This window comes from Planctobacterium sp. AWH2_060, from assembly GCF_056158425.1.
Genome location: NZ_JBSWTG010000001.1, coordinates 1,202,895 through 1,221,494, shown reverse-complemented (window position 1 = coordinate 1,221,494; position 18,600 = coordinate 1,202,895). Strand labels below are relative to the sequence as shown.

Annotated in this window: 20 protein-coding genes; 8 read left to right on the top strand and 12 right to left on the bottom strand. The window is 41.9% G+C overall.

Going from position 1 to position 18,600, the window contains the following annotated elements:
• Position 1: 1 nt before the first annotated feature.
• A complete protein-coding gene (locus ACXAD8_RS05350) occupies positions 2-556 on the bottom strand; it encodes a cupin domain-containing protein (protein ID WP_475225810.1) in 555 nt (184 codons plus the stop codon).
• 91 nt (positions 557-647) lie between these two features.
• Complete coding sequence (locus ACXAD8_RS05345) at positions 648-2,819, bottom strand: winged helix-turn-helix domain-containing protein (protein WP_475225807.1); 2,172 nt, start codon at positions 2,817-2,819, stop codon at positions 648-650.
• Between the two features lie 156 nt (positions 2,820-2,975).
• Here ACXAD8_RS05345 and ACXAD8_RS05340 point away from each other — a divergent pair, with 156 nt between their 5' ends.
• Positions 2,976-4,832: a serine hydrolase domain-containing protein gene (locus tag ACXAD8_RS05340; protein WP_475225805.1), complete on the top strand. Its 1,857-nt coding sequence runs from the start codon at positions 2,976-2,978 to the stop codon at positions 4,830-4,832.
• Between the two features lie 179 nt (positions 4,833-5,011).
• Here ACXAD8_RS05340 and ACXAD8_RS05335 read toward each other — a convergent pair whose 3' ends face one another.
• The 8 genes from ACXAD8_RS05335 to ACXAD8_RS05300 form a co-directional block, all read right to left on the bottom strand.
• Positions 5,012-5,149, bottom strand: coding sequence for a hypothetical protein (locus ACXAD8_RS05335; protein ID WP_475225803.1), 138 nt, complete (start codon positions 5,147-5,149; stop codon positions 5,012-5,014).
• 88 nt (positions 5,150-5,237) lie between these two features.
• Entirely contained in the window at positions 5,238-5,954 is a 717-nt protein-coding gene (locus tag ACXAD8_RS05330) for a hypothetical protein (protein WP_475225801.1), read from the bottom strand.
• 7 nt (positions 5,955-5,961) lie between these two features.
• Positions 5,962-6,234: a helix-turn-helix domain-containing protein gene (locus tag ACXAD8_RS05325; protein WP_475225798.1), complete on the bottom strand. Its 273-nt coding sequence runs from the start codon at positions 6,232-6,234 to the stop codon at positions 5,962-5,964.
• Between the two features lie 216 nt (positions 6,235-6,450).
• On the bottom strand, positions 6,451-7,209 hold the full coding sequence (locus ACXAD8_RS05320; protein ID WP_475225796.1) for a zinc-dependent metalloprotease family protein: 759 nt from the start codon (positions 7,207-7,209) through the stop codon (positions 6,451-6,453).
• A 43-nt stretch (positions 7,210-7,252) separates the two neighbouring features.
• The gene (locus tag ACXAD8_RS05315; protein ID WP_475225794.1) at positions 7,253-8,020 is read right to left on the bottom strand and encodes a hypothetical protein; all 768 of its coding nucleotides are present in this window, start codon (positions 8,018-8,020) and stop codon (positions 7,253-7,255) included.
• Between the two features lie 284 nt (positions 8,021-8,304).
• On the bottom strand, positions 8,305-8,517 hold the full coding sequence (locus tag ACXAD8_RS05310) for a response regulator transcription factor (protein ID WP_475225792.1): 213 nt from the start codon (positions 8,515-8,517) through the stop codon (positions 8,305-8,307).
• Between the two features lie 1,334 nt (positions 8,518-9,851).
• Positions 9,852-10,157, bottom strand: a complete 306-nt coding sequence (locus tag ACXAD8_RS05305) for a hypothetical protein (protein WP_475225789.1) — start codon at positions 10,155-10,157, stop codon at positions 9,852-9,854.
• 325 nt (positions 10,158-10,482) lie between these two features.
• Positions 10,483-11,661: a hypothetical protein gene (locus ACXAD8_RS05300; protein WP_475225787.1), complete on the bottom strand. Its 1,179-nt coding sequence runs from the start codon at positions 11,659-11,661 to the stop codon at positions 10,483-10,485.
• Between the two features lie 104 nt (positions 11,662-11,765).
• Between ACXAD8_RS05300 and ACXAD8_RS05295 the strand changes: the two genes are divergently transcribed.
• The 3 genes from ACXAD8_RS05295 to ACXAD8_RS05285 all read left to right on the top strand — a co-directional run bounded on the left by ACXAD8_RS05295 (position 11,766) and on the right by ACXAD8_RS05285 (position 14,523).
• Positions 11,766-12,065 (top strand): P-loop NTPase fold protein, encoded by a 300-nt coding sequence (locus ACXAD8_RS05295; RefSeq protein ID WP_475225785.1) that lies wholly within the window; start codon positions 11,766-11,768, stop codon positions 12,063-12,065.
• A 45-nt stretch (positions 12,066-12,110) separates the two neighbouring features.
• A protein-coding gene (locus ACXAD8_RS05290; RefSeq protein ID WP_475225752.1) for an IS3 family transposase occupies positions 12,111-13,279 on the top strand; the annotation gives its coding sequence in 2 pieces (ribosomal slippage) (positions 12,111-12,363 and positions 12,363-13,279; 1,170 coding nt in all).
• Between the two features lie 41 nt (positions 13,280-13,320).
• The gene (locus ACXAD8_RS05285) at positions 13,321-14,523 is read left to right on the top strand and encodes a P-loop NTPase fold protein (RefSeq protein WP_475225782.1); all 1,203 of its coding nucleotides are present in this window, start codon (positions 13,321-13,323) and stop codon (positions 14,521-14,523) included.
• Between the two features lie 2 nt (positions 14,524-14,525).
• Here ACXAD8_RS05285 and ACXAD8_RS05280 read toward each other — a convergent pair whose 3' ends face one another.
• Positions 14,526-14,912, bottom strand: coding sequence for a hypothetical protein (locus ACXAD8_RS05280; protein WP_475225780.1), 387 nt, complete (start codon positions 14,910-14,912; stop codon positions 14,526-14,528).
• Positions 14,913-15,469: 557 nt separating this feature from the next.
• On the opposite strand from ACXAD8_RS05280, the gene ACXAD8_RS05275 reads away from it, so the two are divergent.
• Together ACXAD8_RS05275 and ACXAD8_RS05270 are read left to right on the top strand one after the other, a co-directional pair.
• Positions 15,470-15,727, top strand: a complete 258-nt coding sequence (locus ACXAD8_RS05275; protein WP_475225778.1) for a ribbon-helix-helix domain-containing protein — start codon at positions 15,470-15,472, stop codon at positions 15,725-15,727.
• Positions 15,714-16,004, top strand: coding sequence for a type II toxin-antitoxin system RelE/ParE family toxin (locus ACXAD8_RS05270; protein ID WP_475225776.1), 291 nt, complete (start codon positions 15,714-15,716; stop codon positions 16,002-16,004). Before ACXAD8_RS05275 ends, ACXAD8_RS05270 begins: the two co-directional genes overlap by 14 nt.
• 449 nt (positions 16,005-16,453) lie before the next feature.
• Here ACXAD8_RS05270 and ACXAD8_RS05265 read toward each other — a convergent pair whose 3' ends face one another.
• Positions 16,454-16,843, bottom strand: a complete 390-nt coding sequence (locus ACXAD8_RS05265; RefSeq protein ID WP_475225773.1) for a Cd(II)/Pb(II)-responsive transcriptional regulator — start codon at positions 16,841-16,843, stop codon at positions 16,454-16,456.
• 88 nt (positions 16,844-16,931) lie between these two features.
• Between ACXAD8_RS05265 and ACXAD8_RS05260 the strand changes: the two genes are divergently transcribed.
• Positions 16,932-17,672: a transglutaminase-like domain-containing protein gene (locus ACXAD8_RS05260; RefSeq protein ID WP_475225771.1), complete on the top strand. Its 741-nt coding sequence runs from the start codon at positions 16,932-16,934 to the stop codon at positions 17,670-17,672.
• The gene (locus tag ACXAD8_RS05255; protein WP_475232883.1) at positions 17,653-18,540 is read left to right on the top strand and encodes a cation diffusion facilitator family transporter; all 888 of its coding nucleotides are present in this window, start codon (positions 17,653-17,655) and stop codon (positions 18,538-18,540) included. The genes ACXAD8_RS05260 and ACXAD8_RS05255 overlap by 20 nt, the downstream gene beginning before the upstream one ends.
• Positions 18,541-18,600 lie beyond the last annotated feature (60 nt).

Below are 18,600 nucleotides of genomic sequence, written 5' to 3'. Positions count from 1 at the left end.
TCTAATATCGCTTCATGCGCCCCGATTTTATTTCCTGTTTAAAGTCACAACTGGTGAATCTGAATTGCATAAAGTTGTCGCTAAGACAGTGAGTATCGTGAATATCACCGGGTAAAAACACCCGGCAGTCTCCCGCAGTCAGTACTTCTTTGCCTCGGTTTACCAACTGCTCATTACCCTTGTTATCAGTGACAATCTTGTAGGTGTTCATGGCTATTGTTCCCGACAGTACCGCATACAACACCCAGCCATTGCCATGATCATGTGGCTGTCGATAAAAATCTGCAGGTTCGTGATGGGCCAGCAGCATAAAGCCGTGCTGTTCACTTTCATACAGCGTTTTTGCGGCAGGTTTTTCGTTAAATAGTGCTGCAAGCCATGCTTCTTTGGGAGAGCTCTGAGTTAACACCGTCAAGGCTGATTTTAAGCGATTGACATTGTCGCTGTTTAATCCGCTCCAGTTGTTTTCCGTTTTATGGATAAACTGTTCAAGGCTGCTTTCTATTTTAGGCTCAAGGTTGCTTTCATTTAAAGGCTCAAGGCTGTTGTGTTTCATTAATTGTATCCTTTTGAATTTGGTAAATTCAGAGGATAAAACTTCAAGTTAACTTTAAGTCAAGGGGTTGTATCGGTGTTTTATTCCTGGTTCACCATTGCATCTTGATGATGTCACTTTCGGCGCTTAAGGATTCCACCAGAATGATATTTTGCTGGGACGGATTGATGTGAAAGTTCAACCGAAAGCGATTGTCGCCGGTTGACCAACATTGCTCATCTGCATCATTTGTTTCTGATAATAACGCCTTGCGACACAGAAAGGATTCGGGTAACTCATGTTTGGCATAGTAGAGGGCATCCAGCGTTATCTGCCAGCGGTTAGGTGAAAACCCACTGATTTTGCCAAGTGTCTGGATAGTTTGCCATCCGTTATCTTGCCAGGACAATTGCTGTGCTGTCATATTTGGCGTTATCGCTATGGCACGGTCCGTTGAACCTGGCATTAACCTGAATGCGGCAAACCCTTTAACAACCGCTTGTTTTTGCAGGCTAGCAACATCCAATAAAACGATTTCCGGTTGGTTCCCTGATATCTGAGTCACGTATACTTGACCGGGTTCATGGCTCCACACCGGGTTTTCATATCGCTCCAGGGCGCCAGTAATAAACTGCACCGGAGCAGGGGATGTATCTGGCTGGATGGGCGCAATAAATAGCCGGCCATTGGCGCTGCCCACAAGCTGGGTATTATCAGGGGAAACGGAGACGCTGCTGAGTTGCGCATTTCTGTCCAGGGTCGCAATGTCGCGTACCTGATTGGATTGTGTGAGTAGCTGAAAAACAAAATGTTTTTCTCGCAGGGTAACAAAAAACAATCCTGCATCATTATTCAGGTATTGCGGAAAATCCTGTGCATCGGCTAGCTTTAACAGACGTCCACCGGCAAGCAGCGCCGGTGCTGTTACAGCTTGTTCTCTATGCTTGGAATCATGTGATTTATTTGAACTCTGAGTTGCTTGGTTAGTGATGGAAGCCAGTGGCGTTTCTTGCAGATCCAGAAAATTGCCGTTGTGTTGTCGCAATACATAACATTGCTGACCACAGGTGGCGAAGATATCCAGGCTGTTTTTGGGTAGTTCAGGTGTCTGGCTTAGTTGCTTTGATACTATGTTGAAACGGCCATGCTCACCAAAGAAGTTGCTCATGGCGATAGTCTGGTTGTCCTGATGCCAGGCCAGATAACTGGGCACAAAAGGCAGGGCGCTTTTTGACCTCAGATCACCATTGGTTTTATCGATGATCAGCAAGCTGGCATTTTGCGCTACTTCTTCTCTGAGAATAGCCAATTGATTTCCATCGGGTGACAGTGCGGCTTTATAATCACCGCGACCACTGACATTGGGTTGTGACAGGGCTGTGAGTTGCTGGTCTTGCAAGCTATATGCGTAAATGCCGTGTTTTTTATTGGGGCGCATGGTTTCGGCCAGTAAAAAGCCCTCATCATTGGGCAGCCAACCCAGTAAAAATTTATCTTTAAGGGATTCGTTGTTAATCGTCTCTGTGTGTTTTAACTTGCCGTCTGTGTTAAAAAGGGCGATGTGAAAACTCGCTGTTTGCTGCCATTGCCGGATAAAAGCCAGTTTAGTGCCATCCCCAGACCAAAACGCGTTACTGTAATTGGCTTCATCCCAACTCAATCGGGTTACCACACCGTCACTCAGGTTTTTTACGTACAGTTGCTGCGGACTGTTGCGGGTATCTCGGTTTACAAACGCCAGTTTGTTGCTGTCGGGGTGATAATGGGCGCTGACTTCTGAGCCGGTCAGTGTTGTTAACCGGGTTAACTTTGCTTTCGGAGCTACATCGTCGGATATCGGCTCATCAGAGCTCATCACATAAACTAACAAAGTCAGAAAAAGCACGGTGAATGCGACTGCGAGTAGCAGGAATTTGTGTTGTGAAGGTTCTTGGCTTTTTTGGTTGTTTTGCAACAAGTTAACCTGGGCTAACCATTTGTAACCTTGTTTAGGGATGGTTTTAATAAATCGCGGCGAGCGGGCGTCATCCTGCAATAGTTCCCGCAGTTTTCTCATGGCTGCGCGAATGGCTTCGTCACTAACCGGGCGTCCGGCCCACACCTGTTGTTCAATGGTGTCTCGGGAAATCACAACACCGGGATTGCTAATGAACAAACGCAACAGCGCATACTGCTGTGGTTCGATTTTCAGCGCTTCTCCGTTTCTGGACAGGCGTTCAGTTATGCTGCAAAGCTGAAAATCTGCAAACTGGTAAACTTCAGCCTGTTTCCGGGAATCTTCCATTTATCAATAACTTAGTTGTGTGACTTTTTGTGAAGTGCCTAGTTTGACACAGCTTAACAAGACATCACAAAAGTTTCGTGTTTTTAGTTTCGAGTTTTCGCTACAAAGTTTGCTCGTTAGTGACGCATAAACCTAAAAACTTAAAAGGAAACACAGGTGAAATTCATAAATCACACTTTGCCATACTGGTTATCAGCAATCTTGCTGATAATCAGTTCAATGTTAACTACCGCAGCAGCCAGACAGTCTGATAAGTCGCAAGATCTGCAGCAACTACAGGCACAAATTGCGACTATTGCCAATAAGCATAAACTACCATCGGTTAGTTATAGTTTGATTCAACAGGGCGAAACCCTTGCTGAGGAGTCCATTGGCCTGGTGGATATCGAACAACAGATTGCAGCTACTGTGGATACGCCCTATAGAATTGCGTCAGTGAGTAAAATGGTGGTGGGTATTGCCGTGATGCAGTTGCTGGAATCTCGACAACTTTCCATGGACACCCATCTTAAAGATCTGTTACCCCAACTGGAATTTGAAAATCCATGGGAAAACAGCCATCCGGTTTTGCTCAAGCATCTGTTGGAAAATACCACCGGTTGGGATGACATTGCGCTGAAGGAGTTTGCCTACAACAACGAGCCGCAATTAAGCTTGCAACAGGCATTAGCCATTAACCCCAAGAGTCGAATTTCTCGCTGGGTGCCGGGTAGCCGACACGCTTATACCAACTCTACGGCAACCGTTGCGGCTTTGATTGTGGAGCAGAGCACGGGAATACCATTCTCCCAGTATGCTCAGCAGTTTATTTTCTCGCCTTTGGGCATTACCAGTGCAGATTATGGCAACCATCCAGAGGGCATTGGTCATGGTTATGGCAAAAATAACCAAAAGATTCATTACAAGCCGGTATTAATGACACCTTCCGGCGCACTGACAATGAGCCTTCAGGATATGAATAAATTGCTCAGGGCAATGGTGGTTCGGGACAGCCGTTTGTTAAGCAAAGACAGTTATGAGCGTATTGAAGTATCGCAGAGCAGCAATGCTGGTAATTTCGATGCAGGTTACGGCATTTTCAATTACGCCCGTTATTATCATGGCAATCGCTTTCGCGGTCACGATGGCGCGTTGCCGGGCTGGCTAACGGAATTGTCTTATTCTCCTGAGCACAAAGTCGGATTTGTGGTTATGCAAAACAGCGCCAATGGTCGAGCTTTTAGGGAAATTGTTACTGCAATCAGTGATTATCTTATCCAGTCGTTTCCTGAAGTTGAAACTCACCAGGTACATGAGGTTGAGAACCCTGAGCATTGGACTGGCTATTATCGGGCGCAAAACCCGCGAAGCGACAAACGCTATTTTCTGGAGCGTTTGATTTCTTCCAACAAACTGACAAAAGTGGGTGATGAATACCGCTTTACCGGCCTGTTCCCGCCTGGCTGGTCGCGCACGCTCAGTTACACAGGTGAGGGTAGATGGCAGAATCCACAGGGAGAAGTGGTGATGGTTAAAGCTAACGATCCCTTGCTGGGTGAAGCGCTTCACTATGGCGACAGGGTGTTTATTAAGGAGTCTGCCTTCAGTGCCTGGTTTGACAAACTGGTATTGCTATTGTGGTTAGTGATCTTGTTGTTGGCCATACCCACAATGTTTATCTGGTGGCGTCGAATCGCTAAAAAGCGTTATAGCGTCGCTGAGGATTACCGCCTGCGATTGGCGTTGCTGACCAGTGCACTTTGTGGATTGCTTTTCCTGATCTTGTTAATTATCGGCATGATGTCTCCCATTGCGCGTCTTGGCGGGCCAGGCTTAATTTCTCTGGGACTAATGTTGGCCAGCTTTGCGATACCTGCATGTACTTTATGGGCGGCATATCAATACGTGACTACCTTCAAGCAAGTGTCAGGTAAGTTTTTAAAAGTGTTCGGTGGTTTGTTATTGAGCACCCAACTGCTTGTCGTACTTTACCTTGGCTGGTTTGGTGTTATTGGTATTGTTACCTGGAGTTGAGTAAATCAGCTGGCTGCATTAGCGATTAATAGGGGCAAGAGGGTCGAATAGCCGGTTTTCTGTAATGTAAAAATCGGCTTTCGACACATTGATAAAGCGAACTTAGCGAGTATATGCAGATAGTTTTAAACAACACATATAGTTAACTTCGTAGACCTGAACCGTGATATGAATTCACCTTAAAACAAGTTGTAAAAAATAGTGTACCAAGGTGCTTTATTGCCTGAAGGATCTGGTGGTGGTTTGCTACCACTAGCATATGTTGTCGAAGACATTAAAACAGTTAACATAAATAGCGTAATAATTTTCTTTTTCATGATTGACTCCAATAGTTTTAATAAAATGTGAGGCATTTGCCACAAATCATTATGAAGTCAAAGGAGAGGCAGGGCAATAAATGTCCGTTCAGGCTTGAAGTTCTATCGCTTTTAAGTGTTTGACACTTTCAATAAGAATATTATAGAGAATAAAACAATTAATTACCTGGCTTATGTATGGGTATGAATAGTAAACATAAGTGATATCCTTTAAGCCAAACACATGCCTGACATAAAATTCCAAAACCATAGATACATGTAATGCTACAAAGAGCATTGTGGCATTAATGAGCTTTAAATCTAAGTTAATCGGTTCTCCGCTCTTCTTGGTTAGATAAATTAACCAAAATGCCCTGCGTCGCAACGACCATCTTACCCACAGACTTAAAGTGAACAGAAAACAGGTCCATAAAATTAATCGTGGGGCATAGTCGGTTAACACCCAATAAATTTCTACAATAATTGCAATAGAAAGAAATGAAAGAGCAAATATCCGGAGCTTACTTGTTGTACAAAACCAAAGGCTTAAGGCTAACCCCAGATAGATTGGTACCTTTATCCAGATGTTGTTGTCTATATTGATTACAGTTTGATAACCAAGTTCTTCAAGCAATCTTTCTACTAGAAAAATCGCACAAATTGATACCAGATCTTTATTTCTTCTGAACAGAAAGGCAATTGCAAAAAACGCTATCAGAATGACAGGGTCAAAGTACTGTGGAACGCCGAAAAAGTTTACAATCGCAACAACTAGCATTGAAAACGCCAATGCGATTATGAACTTCTCAGCAAATTGTAAGAGCATATAGTAACTAGATATTCAGCTTATTAAGAATAAATTGCATCCAGCTTTCTTTGGTATTCTGAGAGGCTCTTGATCTGCACACTTTCCACCACCGGTCTTCCAGGTCAGAAGTGATGCTTTCCATTTGCTGCAAATGGCAATTTTCTATAGCAACAACCTTTTCTCTGGAAATCTGAAGTCTTATTGAAAGGTCTTGCTGAGTGAGACCGGCATCCTTTCTCATTTTCAGTAGTAATTTTGATTTTTCTTGATGAACAGTTTTATTACTTTTTAATGCCATGACGATACTAAGCGAGTCTGCTATTTCGAGTTATTATTTTCCCATAGACAAAAACTTTAACACACAATCACGGATTTAAAAAATTATTGAGTGGAAAAATGTTTCCGGATTGTGCCTGTTATTATCAGTTTGTGAATCTGGTTTTACTGCAAGTTGTTGAGTGTAGATCAAAAAAGGGAGTCACCTGGACTCCCTGATGATACTAACGGTGTTTTCCTAGCGGAAATTGGCGATAGTGTCAGTGACTAAATCCAGTGCTCTTTGTGCATCAGCCACATTGTGCTGTCCACACGGCGTGTTAACCGCGCAGTTGCGACCTGGATCTGAAAAGTAGGGTAGGTGAGTTGAGGTATTAAACTCCTGCGGGTAAGCCATTACGGTGGCAAACTCATAGTCTACGCCATAGCCAACACCCCAAGAATATACGCCACCTTCTGCACCCTGACGAACCGAATGACCCAGTCCCATGTTGTGACCCAGCTCGTGCATAAAGGTCAGGGTAGTGTTACCACAGTCATTGGCTGTGATGTTGTAAGCGTAGCTTTCATAAGTATCGTGATCGGGGAAGATCTTCAGACCGTAGATATCACCAGCGATACCACATGTGGTGCCCCAGCCATCACTGTCGGCTGAACCAATCACCACTACAAAGTCGGCCTTGTATTCATCGCGCCAGCTGCGGATATTGGAAGATTTATAAACCCGGCGAATATCGTTCAGCGAAGCTTTCAGGTTAGTACTCAATTCATAAAAATTGGGGTACACCGGAACCAAAGTAATATCCAGATTATTATCAGCGTAGTATTGGTTGCTTGCTGCCACCATATTGCTGATTTCTGAGACGATATTAAAACTCCGGTTTTTCGCCGCAGTCGTGTAGTAAATATCGACGGTGACATCCTTTGCCATTGCCGGAAGTGTGCTAAACGCTGATAGGGCAGCGCCGATTTTTATTAGTTTTTTTGATAAAGACATTTCATGTTCCTGGGTATGTTTTTGTTATTAAAATTAGCCTTGGCTAATTTCCGTTTTCACGGGGATGGGGCGTATCAACCTCATCATGAGAGTGAGACCCACCGTCCGTAAAATGGTCGGGATCATAGCTATCCTGAATAACCCCTTTAATTAAATCTCTGGTTTCAGCAATCCAAACGTGACGTCCATCACCGGCCATTGAGTAAGTGCCGGTAGGGGTCACAATATTTGCGTATAACGCGTCATCATTAACGGTGAAAACAGAGCTGTGAGGGAAATCCTGATCCGGCAGGCCTCCCACAATGGTTTTATTGCCAAAACGGTCTTGTTGTACGTTCTTTATCGTCAGTTCGTAATCCAGATCCAGCGCATCAACTCGCAGTGGTAACACATCACCTTCGGTTAACTGGGCAAGCAATTGGTTGTCGATTTCCAGATAAGCTTCATTCTGCAGGTCTTTGCGCAGCTTTCCCGAGGCTTGCAGTACTTGTTTCGCCTTCTCTGAATCGCTGAATATCGCCCCTTCTTTTTCTGGCATATCGTCAGAAGAATTCGCTGTACTTTGTGTTGCTTCCGGATCAGCCGCTTTGGAGCTGCTTTGCAAAGGCTCTCTGGCGATTAATTGATTGATCTGTTCTGCGGAAGCTGCATCAGCTTCTTGAGCCCCGTCGGACTCAGACACTACATTGTGGCTGGCAGTGTTTTCTTTGATGGATGGTGCTGTTTGCTGGTTGTCAGTATTGTAAAAAGACACAACAGCAATAAGGGATATTATTGCGACGATGAGAAACGTCGCGCTTTTATTCGTCATATTATGTGATCCTGGTTCTTATTATTTTATGGGTAATAATACTTACCTGTGAATCATCAAAAATACCTAATATGGGTGATTGCTTCTGATGAAATATCAAACAGTGAGCGATGCGAACGTGCGCTCTGTAGAGGCGTCGAGAGTAGGGGAACTTTGATATTTTGCGAATGAGCCTTGCTTTTATAGGCTAATTTGCAGCATACAGTGCAGACAGAGATATGAGAGGTTCTGTTCTATGGGAGATTAGATATAAAGCTGAGTCTGGCGGCAGAGCAGAGGTGTAATTACAAACTGCTATTTTGTCGAGCCAACAGCTCATAAGCCGCTTCGTAACGGGAGCTGACATCGAGTTTTCGGAAGATGTTTTTTGTATGAGTAATTACCGTATGAACGCTCAGTTCCAGTATTCTGGCAATTTCCTTATTGCTCATCCCTTTGGCGATTAATTGTAAAATTTCCAGCTCTCTTTCTGATAACGACTGCGTACTGTTATTCATAGCAACTATTTATATCCCTGAGTTATTGATCTCGCTAAAGCTCTAAATCACTTCCTGCGACTCTGGCAGCTAAGTGGTGGTTAAAAAATTAACCTGATGCTATTGTGTTTGTCACAATAGTGCAATACTTAACCAACAAAAATTAACCAGGTGGTCAATTTGTTGCTGTGGCAATGAATAGTGAGGGACTGAATTTCTCAGGCTCGGAACCTAAAGATCGCAATGAAATATAACCCTACAATTTCATCGATTTTGGCACCGTCCCTGATTCCATATCGGTAGGTTCCACTTAAGCTAAAGGGGTTTAGTGAATGCCGATTTTGCAGGGGCGAAAATCGGCTAGTCGGACTGCCGAGATTGAATTAAACCGAGATGTTGGACTGAAGTCCAACCTACAGAGAGGCTATGAAATAGTAGCGTATTTACTCCGTGCATTGGTGAGGCTTTTAACAGGCTTAATGTGGGTGTCCTGGTTAGAGTTCAATATTCATTTTTATATATCAAAAAGTTAGGATCCCGCGCTGAGTACTGGCTGAATCGCTCGTTGGGCAAGCTCGCTTTTATACTTCGGGAAACCTAAAAACCTGGGATGGTTCTTTTTCTTCTAGTGATTTTAGCCTGTTTAATATTCAGCAAGAAATATTTTTAGTGGTGCCCGGAAAAATTAATGGACGAATAATTATGAAGAGCTTTAATGGCGATACCTACGACTTCAAAGGTTCGGGTAATCCCTCTGCCAGAGCCATTTAACAAACAAGAGGGACAGTTTTACGGCTATGAACTTTGCATATGCTTCGATTTTATCTAAGAGAAAGTAGCTCAATTTGAGGACATTACCTACGGATTGTTGAGCCTAATTGTCATATAAAACATCAATTTTCCTGGCCATTAGTCCCTAATCGGGGAAGGTTAGGAATTGCGTTCCCTGCTGGTAGGTTAGTATTCTGCGCGGCCAATACCCCCTGGCGTTGATACCCTTGCTGATTGGGGGGGCCTGCAACTCCGCCGGTAGCGCTATTTCCATGAGCACTAGAAGTTTGTGCCCTTAATTGTGGTCCTCCGGGTTGTTGAACGTTCCCGGGTTGTAAATTATTTCTTCCCATCATACCTCTTCCGACTCTTTGCAAAGTCTGAGTGGCTTGATTTTGTTGTTGAGCTCTAGGTCCCCAAGTTGCTACAGCAGGCGTATTTAATCTTGGTGTAGTTGGACTGTTGCTTCTGCTTGATGAGCCACTATTATTTCCATTATTCATTGTCGATTCCGAAATTTAATTTCTCTTAATTAAAGTTGACAAATGCCAATTGTACAAACACAAAAAGGCAAAAATGTTAAACTAAATCCCGTCTCTTGCTTCCTTGTAACTTTTGATACTAAAGCCCGTTCTGGGCTTTATCTTTTTGGACTCTTCGGCCAATTGCAATAAATACAATCTGCGCTCTTCAGTCATGGGTTCTGTAGGCTCACAAAAATCGCTGAAAAAGCCGTCACCCGCTCCAGATGTTGCGTTAAATTTCTGGGTTAAACCTCGTTCAAACAGGTCATATTCTGCAGTGTTTTCTTCATAGGGATTCTGGCTATAGTTAGTAGCGCGAAGTCCAGCCCTATAGGCTGGATGATGTGTAATCGGCTTATCTGTCATATTCAACAATCCACAAAGATATTGCCAGTTGCAATTACTATGAAATGATGCTGGTTAAAAGTACAGTTGTTTGGTGGGTAATTGTTCTGATTTGTTGTTCGATTTGTTCATTGCCGTTTGTTGCTGCGGGTAATTTTATTTGGTTGGATAGGGGGCCTGCGCATTTTGATTGTTGGGTGGAAGAGGTGCGACGGGTGCCGGTTCGCAAGCAACCGTTTGTGTTTGATCCTAAGCTTATCTATGCCGATAGTTACGATGCTATGACTATGACTAGGTTGCATCCAAGGCAGCTTATCAATCGGATGAATAAGCGCCAGTTCTTTACCTACTTTGCCGATGGCCGCGCTCGTGGGCCGGATACGTCGAGGTGAGCTTTATTTGAAGATTTTGCTTTAATTGTTTCATCCCACAAGTTTCTCAATGATGATGTTACAGTGTAAATCATATAGTTTATGATTACTTTTTGTATTGTATCTGGACAAACCGCTGTGCGCGGCGAGATTTGTGGTTTAATCGTATGAATTAGTTCTGCAACCCGAAAAATAATATGATTTTCAAAATCCTCTTGAGAGGATTGTTCGAAATACACTCTAACATTATGTATCTCTCTAAAAATATTAGGCAACCTCCCCTTTAGTGTGTTGAAGTCTGACTTATGTCCAATCGAATATTGAGCAACGTTCCCTATTTTATCAATAGCATCGAATAAGGCAGAAAAAAGTTGCTCAAAATTTGCTATTTTGCTGTCATCTAATAGTTCGTTTTCAGATGGAAAACTGTTTGGTATCTTGATCTCGCCACCAAAAAGACCAGTATTCGCGTCATTTTCTAGATCGAAACTATTTAAAAGCTCATCTGTTATTAATTCTTCATTGTTATCGAAAGTGCCATACATACACGTCAATATATTCTCAAGTATTGATTGAGTCTCTTTAGACATGTTGCGTAAATCGGCTAGTCTTTGAGCGTCAAAAGCATGTTTTTCTGGATGAAGAAAATCAAATACTAAGTGGTAATTTAGGAGAGTTGTTAGTTTATAGTCTTGATTCTCTGGGTAGTGTTTTAAATCTCGTTCACTCACTTTTTCCATGGAATCCACAAAGTCTTTCTTTCTCAAAAAGTATTCGTTTAATTGGTTCTGTTTTCGAGTGAGTTGTTGTTGCTGTTGTGAATGTAATATCTGCAAATCGGTGTTGGTTATTTGTATCTCTGTTTCGCGACTTCGTCGAACTAAAAACATGAATGCTAATATTGTAAGAAGAGCTGCACAGCATCGAAAAAACAATTGAAGGTTTTCTGCTAAGTAGTGAATACCCTGATTATTAAATACAAATCGAGACTGGAACAGCTCGCTTAAATTCATAAGCAAAATGAAAAAGCAAAACGTGATTCCGGCGGCAGTTATCTTTGCTACAAAATCCCTAAATTTTGAATGACGCCTTTTCAGTGTTTTGAGTTGCTCTTCTGTTGCCTGAATGTCTTGTATGAGTTGTGTTTGTTCCATGGCGAGTTTGTCCTTGAGATAAAAGTTAAGCTAATTACACTGGATAAAAATATTCCTATCAGGTAGCTTTTACAAGAAGTTTTTAGGGCGAAGGAATAACCAAAATGGCTGATACCAATGAGAGTGTAGAAGTGGGCATTGACGAAATCTGGAAAGACGACAAGCTGAACCGGAGGGCAGAGGCAGAGAAGCTGACAGAATACCTATTAAATCGATTCACAGTTAAGCAGGATTCCTTTGTGTTGAATCTGGATGCTGAGTGGGGCTTAGGGAAAACCTTTTTCTTGGAGCGCTGGAAGCAGGATCTTGAAATAAACAAACAATGTAAGGTTGTTTATTTTAATGCCTGGAAGTCAGACTTTCATAGTGATCCTTTGGTCAGCTTTATTGACGTGTTCCAATAGATTCACACACCCGGTTAAGAGATAATTCTCATAACTGGAGTATTTATGAAAACCCGAAAAAGCTATTCAAAAGAATTCAAACTGGACGCAGTGAGTCTGGTCACTGAGCAAAACTACAAAATTGCCGAGGCAGCAAGAAGTCTGGGGATCTGTGCCAATATGCTTGGCCGCTGGATTAAAGAGCGGGAATCTGAAGGTGCTCACGCTTTCCGCGGCAATGGCAAACTTACACCAGAGCAAGAGGAGCTTCGCCGTCTCAGGGAAGAAAATAAACGCCTGAAAATGGAGAAAGAGATTTTAAAAAAGGCGACGGTCTTCTTTGCCAAAGAAACCAGGTAAAGTACGGTTTCATCACCCAGCATAAGAAGACCTGGCCAATCAGCCTGATGTGTCAGGCATTGGGTGTCTGTCGTCATAATTATTACAGTGCGATGCGTCGGGAACAGGTCCAGGAGCCAGATCCACAGCATGATGAATTGATTGAATGGGTAGAAAAAATTGCGGACGCCAGTGACTTTACCTATGGCGTCCGGCGTATGAAACGAGCGTTGAATTCACTGGGTTATCCGGTAGGTAAGCAACGCACTCGTGCTTTGATGAAAGAAGCAGGTATCAGCGTTAAAAGGCGCAAGAAGTATAAAGTGACGACCAACAGCAATCATAACCAGCCAGTATTCGACAATGTACTGACACGCGAATTTGATGTGCAACAGCCCAACCAGGCTTACGTCTCTGATATTACCTATATCTGGACTCAGGAAGGCTGGTTATATCTGGCAGTGGTAATTGACCTGTTCTCACGCAAAGTCGTGGGCTGGAGCATGTCATCGCGTATGAATGCGCAGCTGGTCTGTGATGCACTGACCATGGCATTGTGGCAACGTCAGCCCAACGCTGGTCTGATCCATCACTCAGACCGTGGCTCACAATACGCGAGCCGTCAGTTCAGACAACTGCTTAAACGCCACAAGGTCACAGGTAGCATGAGCAGAAAAGGTGACTGTTGGGATAATGCGGTAGTAGAGAGCTTCTTTGGTACGTTGAAGCAGGAGCGAGTGCAATGGCGCTACTACCAGACGCGACATGCAGCGCAGCAAGATATTCTGCAATACATTACGATGTTTTATAACAGCCAAAGATTGCATTCATACTTGGATTACAGAAGTCCAAACCAATATGAAGCTGACATGGAGAAATTAGAAAAAGCCGCTTAACTGAGGTGTGTGAATTTGGTTGACCATGTCATATTGCTGCAGTGGAGTCTCAATTAAAGGAGTTTTTTGCAAAGAATGAAATTGTAAAAAGACATTGGACTAAACTTATTAAAGAAGCGGCCCCGACATTGATTGGTGCTGTAACAAAAAAGGCCATAGGTATAGGTGTTGAAGAGTGGAATGATGCGACAACCTCAGAAGAAGATGACTCCTCACATGATGATATTGAGACCGATGAAAAAGATAAGACAAGCGAATTGCCCTCCACTGTCAGCACAGTTGCTTCAAAACTTACCAAGCTTGCTATAGAGCAACAGAAACTAGCCAATGATAAGATCGATGTCTTCATCAAATGTATTGAAAAAATTGCATTTATTGCTGGAGGTGGTGTTGAGGGCAGGTCATCGCCTAATATTCAGGAACGTATTTCGCCTACTCCTGCGACAAAGCCCCTATTCATCTTTGTAGATGAGCTGGATAGGTGTAGACCTACCTACGCAATTGAACTCTTAGAAATCATCAAACACTTGTTCGAGGCCAAAGGGGTCTATTTTGTGGTGTCTACCGCCTCTGAACAATTAAGTGAATCCATTAAGGCTGTGTATGGACAGAACTTTAACTCTAAACTTTATTTAAATCGGTTTTTTTCCCAAAAGTATCAATTCATCGATACTGATATAGAGTCATTTATCACTTATCTTTGGTCTAAAGAGTTGGTGGGGTGTGAGAATTATCATACTTTTGAGAATTGGAATGATACACGAAAATCAATTATTGAATGTTTGGTGTGTATCGCAAAAGCTGTTGAAGCCAGCTTGAGAGATATTTATCAAGCGATTCATTATCTAGACTGTATACGATTACAGAATGCCAATTATGATATTGCTTTGGTGCCAATGGCCACACTAGTTTTCTTAAAAGTAACGAATCAAGATGTTTACAACACTTACAAAGAAAGCTTCAAAAGGAAACCAATTCTTAAAACTATTATTTCTAAAAATGAGTTGAAAAGCATAGGTTTAGCAAAACCAAAAACTAAAGGTCTAAATTATAATCTATTTCAAATGTCCACAGATATGGTCAATATTTGCTTGCAAGACCAAAAAAATGACAATCGGGGTAACATTGGATTAAACAATTGGAACACTGTATTTAAGCACTACAGAGAAGGCGCATCTTCGTTATTACAAGTCTATGACTATGCCGAAAAAGTTGATTCTTCGTTGGTAGTACTTGGTGATTAGTTTCAATTCAACCTATTAACCCCACGTCCTGGCCTGCTGCCAACCCACCAACTGACAGCGGTTGAGGTAAGGAATATCAGTTCCATTACCACCAGGCGGAACAGGTCGAATACTTCTTTGTCGGTGAGGCTTTCAAGGCCTCCCACCAATACCCAAATTTTTGTTGCCACGAGTGTGCTGGCTACCAGCAGGTAAACAGTGATGCCGGGGCGTATAACGCCTCGGATGGCATCCACGATTTGCACACCAGTATTGATTGCCTGGGTTTTGATGCTTTCCTTAAATGCTTCTTCCTGAATTATCTCTTTCTTTAGCTGGCCTTTTACCTGCTCGGTTTGTCGGTCGCTGTCGGCGATATCCAATTCGTGTTTGGCGTTAAACTCAGCCATTTTTTCGGTGTGGGCGTACTGCAGCTGCAGGTTCTTGCGTTCTTCGCGTTTAGCCAGCCAACTACCAAAGGTGCCGATAACAGCGCCAATGCCGCGCTAGTAAAGATTTCAGTAATCCAGTTTAATTCTTCAAATATTAAGAGGTTAGGAGACAAGTTGGATGCACTACCAAAGATATACAGTTGACTTTGTGTGCGATTATTGTTGCCTAAAAACGTTATATAAGGGGGGGTAGCACATGTGTGTCACCTTGGGAACGATACTGCTTAAATTCCGGCAGACTTTAATTAGAAAGGTCTGTTAGGCTAAAAAATGGTGGTCCCACCTAGACTCGAACCAGGGACATACCTATTATGAGGCTCCATTGGTAAGCTTATAATCCCTTTATAAGTGCGTGTTTTAACGTGGTCATGACCAGCTACTTACCGATGTTGTTATCACCTATGAATTATATGGTGTAACTCAAATTGATTCTTACTAGCTCTGTACTAAACCTTATTGCGGTAGTATAAAGTAGGATTAAATCCTTGCGAGATTTCTTTCATTGGAGGTATATTATGGCAATGGTAAAGAAAAGTATCACAGTGACTGAACAACAAGAGCAATGGATGCAAGCTCAACTTGCAACTGGTAATTATGCCAGTGATAGCGAGTTATTAAGAGATTTGATCAGAAAAGAGCAAATGCGTACTAGTGAAGTTGAAGTTATTAGGCAAGAGCTGATCAAAGCCGAGCAAAGCGGTTTTAGCTCTCGTTCCCCTGAAGATATTGTTAAAGCGGTGATTGCCAGAAAACAAACCAATGGCGAAGTATAGATTAAGTAGTGCTGCCGCTCAGGACTTCGAAAAGCTATTTGAATATGGTATCGATAACTTTGGTTTAACTCGGGCTAAATCATACATTGATGGATTGATTACTCAGTTTCAAAGCATTGCGGAAAACCCATTACATTACCAAGCAGTTGATCATATTCGTAATGGCTATAGACGTAGTGTGTATGGAAAACATGCTATTTACTACACCGCATCTAATGACTGTGTTGATGTCATGCGAATACTCAGTTCAGAAAACCTTAACTCCGCCTTTGAGTAATGAATGTGTCCAATTCGATATCAGATAGACTCTTAGAAATTGATAATCGACTATTTGAATCTGCTGTTTGAAGGGATGCCGAAAAGAAAATCAGGTCACTACCTGGCAGATCTCCTGCCGTGGGAGACCTACTAAACGAAACTAACCCCGTTTAGACGTAATTCGCCGGACGCTTACCTAATAATAACAGCGCACTATTTTATGAATAATTAATAGTAGAAACTAGACAGAACCCTAAAGCGTAACTGGGAGCTTTTTTACGTTTGAAAGTTGAGGATATTTCTAAAAATGGTGGCCCCACCTGGACTCGAACTGAAATGTGGTATGGACTTTACACCACCAATAATTAAGTAATTTTTATTTTATAGAATATAGAGTGTTAGGGATAATTTTCTAATCAATTTAATATACGAGTAACTCTTGTATCGAGCGAACAAAGAAGCTAATTATTACACCTCTAGCGTTCTCATAATCCCACACTTTTCAACTGTATTATCTGAGGAGCAGGCTTTCTTCATTATCTGAAGCTCGGATTTTAATGCTCTCAACTCTCGAATCCGCTTGTTTACTAGATCAAGCTGGTTTGCAATTAAGTCATTTATTGACGAGCAACTTTCTTCAGGTCTGTTTTTAAGCTCAAGTAAAGTCTTGATTTCTGACAAAGGAATATCGAGACTTCGACAATGTTTAACGAACTCTAATTCTTTGAACGCTTTTTTATCATATAACCGAAAATTTCCTTCGCTACGACTAGGCGGGTTCAGTAACCCTTCTTTTTCGTAATACCTAATTGTTTGTATTGAACAGCCCGATACCTTGGCTAGTTGGCCTATCTTCATATTAATTTCTATCCCGACTTGACTCTATAGTAACTATAGATTCTATGGTTATGTTATTCAAAGTGAAACTGCGTGAGTGTATGACAATATGAATGAGAACTATTTGTCTGAAACAACAATACTAGACTTCAATCATGAGACTATTCAGCGATTGATTAAAGAGCGAAATTGGCAAGCTATAGATGATTACAACAAGATAGGTGTCGCTTACACTTTTGTTAAAGACGAAATCCAGTTCGGATATAATCGCAGCGATGATATTGCCGCAAGCGAAGTATTAGCTGATGGCTATGGTCAGTGTAATACCAAAGGCAATTTATTGATGGCACTATTGCGAGCACTTGGTATTCAATGCCGATTTCATGGCTTTACGATAGAGCAACAGCTTCAAAAAGGAGCTATTCCTTCTTATGTATTTTGGCTTGCGCCTAAATATATTATCCATAGTTGGGTTGAAGTTTTCTTTGATGGTGAGTGGATAAGTTTAGAAGGCTTTATTCTGGATGAAGCTTATCTAACTTCAATTAAGTCTAAGTTTAGCCAAATTAAAGATAATTTCTGCGGATATGGAGTCGCGACAACCTGTTTGTCAAATCCAGAGACTGAATGGACAGGAAAAGATACATACATTCAAAAAGAAGGCATTCATGATGACTTTGGTTTATATAACTCGCCAGATGAATTTTACCGTCAAAAAGGAACTAATTTGTCAGGAATAAAACGCTGGTTATATCAAACTGTGATTCGTCATCTTATCAATATGAATGTTAATCGACTTAGAAACACCAGTAACCAAGGTAGAGGTGAAAATGCACAACCACAATCATAGTCACCACCACACACATGATAAAAGTGAGCGCATAGGTTGGACATTTTTTCTGAATGTCACTTTTACCATTATTGAATTCATTGGAGGCTGGTTAACCAACAGCACTGCAATCATGGCTGATGCAGTTCATGACTTAGGTGACAGCATATCTATCGGTTTTGCTTGGTTGTTGAATCACTTTTCAGATAAACAAGCATCTTCAACTTACAGTTACGGCTATAAGCGTTTATCACTGTTTGGTGCCTTAATAAATAGCGTTGTTTTAATTGCTGGCTCTATCTTCATATTGGTGGAGGCCATCCTTCGATTATCTAACCCCGAAATGCCGATGGTAGAAGGAATGCTAGGGTTGGCATTACTCGGTGTCACAGTAAATGGTTATGCCGTTTATAAACTCAAAGCTGGAACTACATTAAACGAGAAAGTATTAACGTGGCACCTATTGGAAGATGTTCTTGGTTGGGTGGCTGTCCTTCTCGTATCAATTATCTTAATGTTTGTGGATTGGCCTATTTTGGATCCATTGTTATCTATAGCCTTCACACTATTTATTTTGTTTAACGTAGTTAAAAACTTAAAGTCGACTTTTGCGTTGTTTCTACAAGCGTCACCCGATGAAGAAACACAAAACAAAATTACGGATGCCTTGTTATCTAAATCTGAGGTTGAAGAGATTCATCACTTACATTATTGGTCTTTAGATGGGGAAAGTCATGTGTTAACTGCACACCTCGTCTTGAATGAACCATATGATGCACCTAAGTTGCAATCACTCAAGCAAGTTATTTCTGAAGAGTTAAGCGCCTTTAATTTGTCGCATACAACCATCGAATTTGAATTTCCTGATGAAGTTTGCAGAGATGATTAACACCAATGTTGTACATTGCCCTTAGATTTGTACCAGTAAATTTGTTACATTACATACATC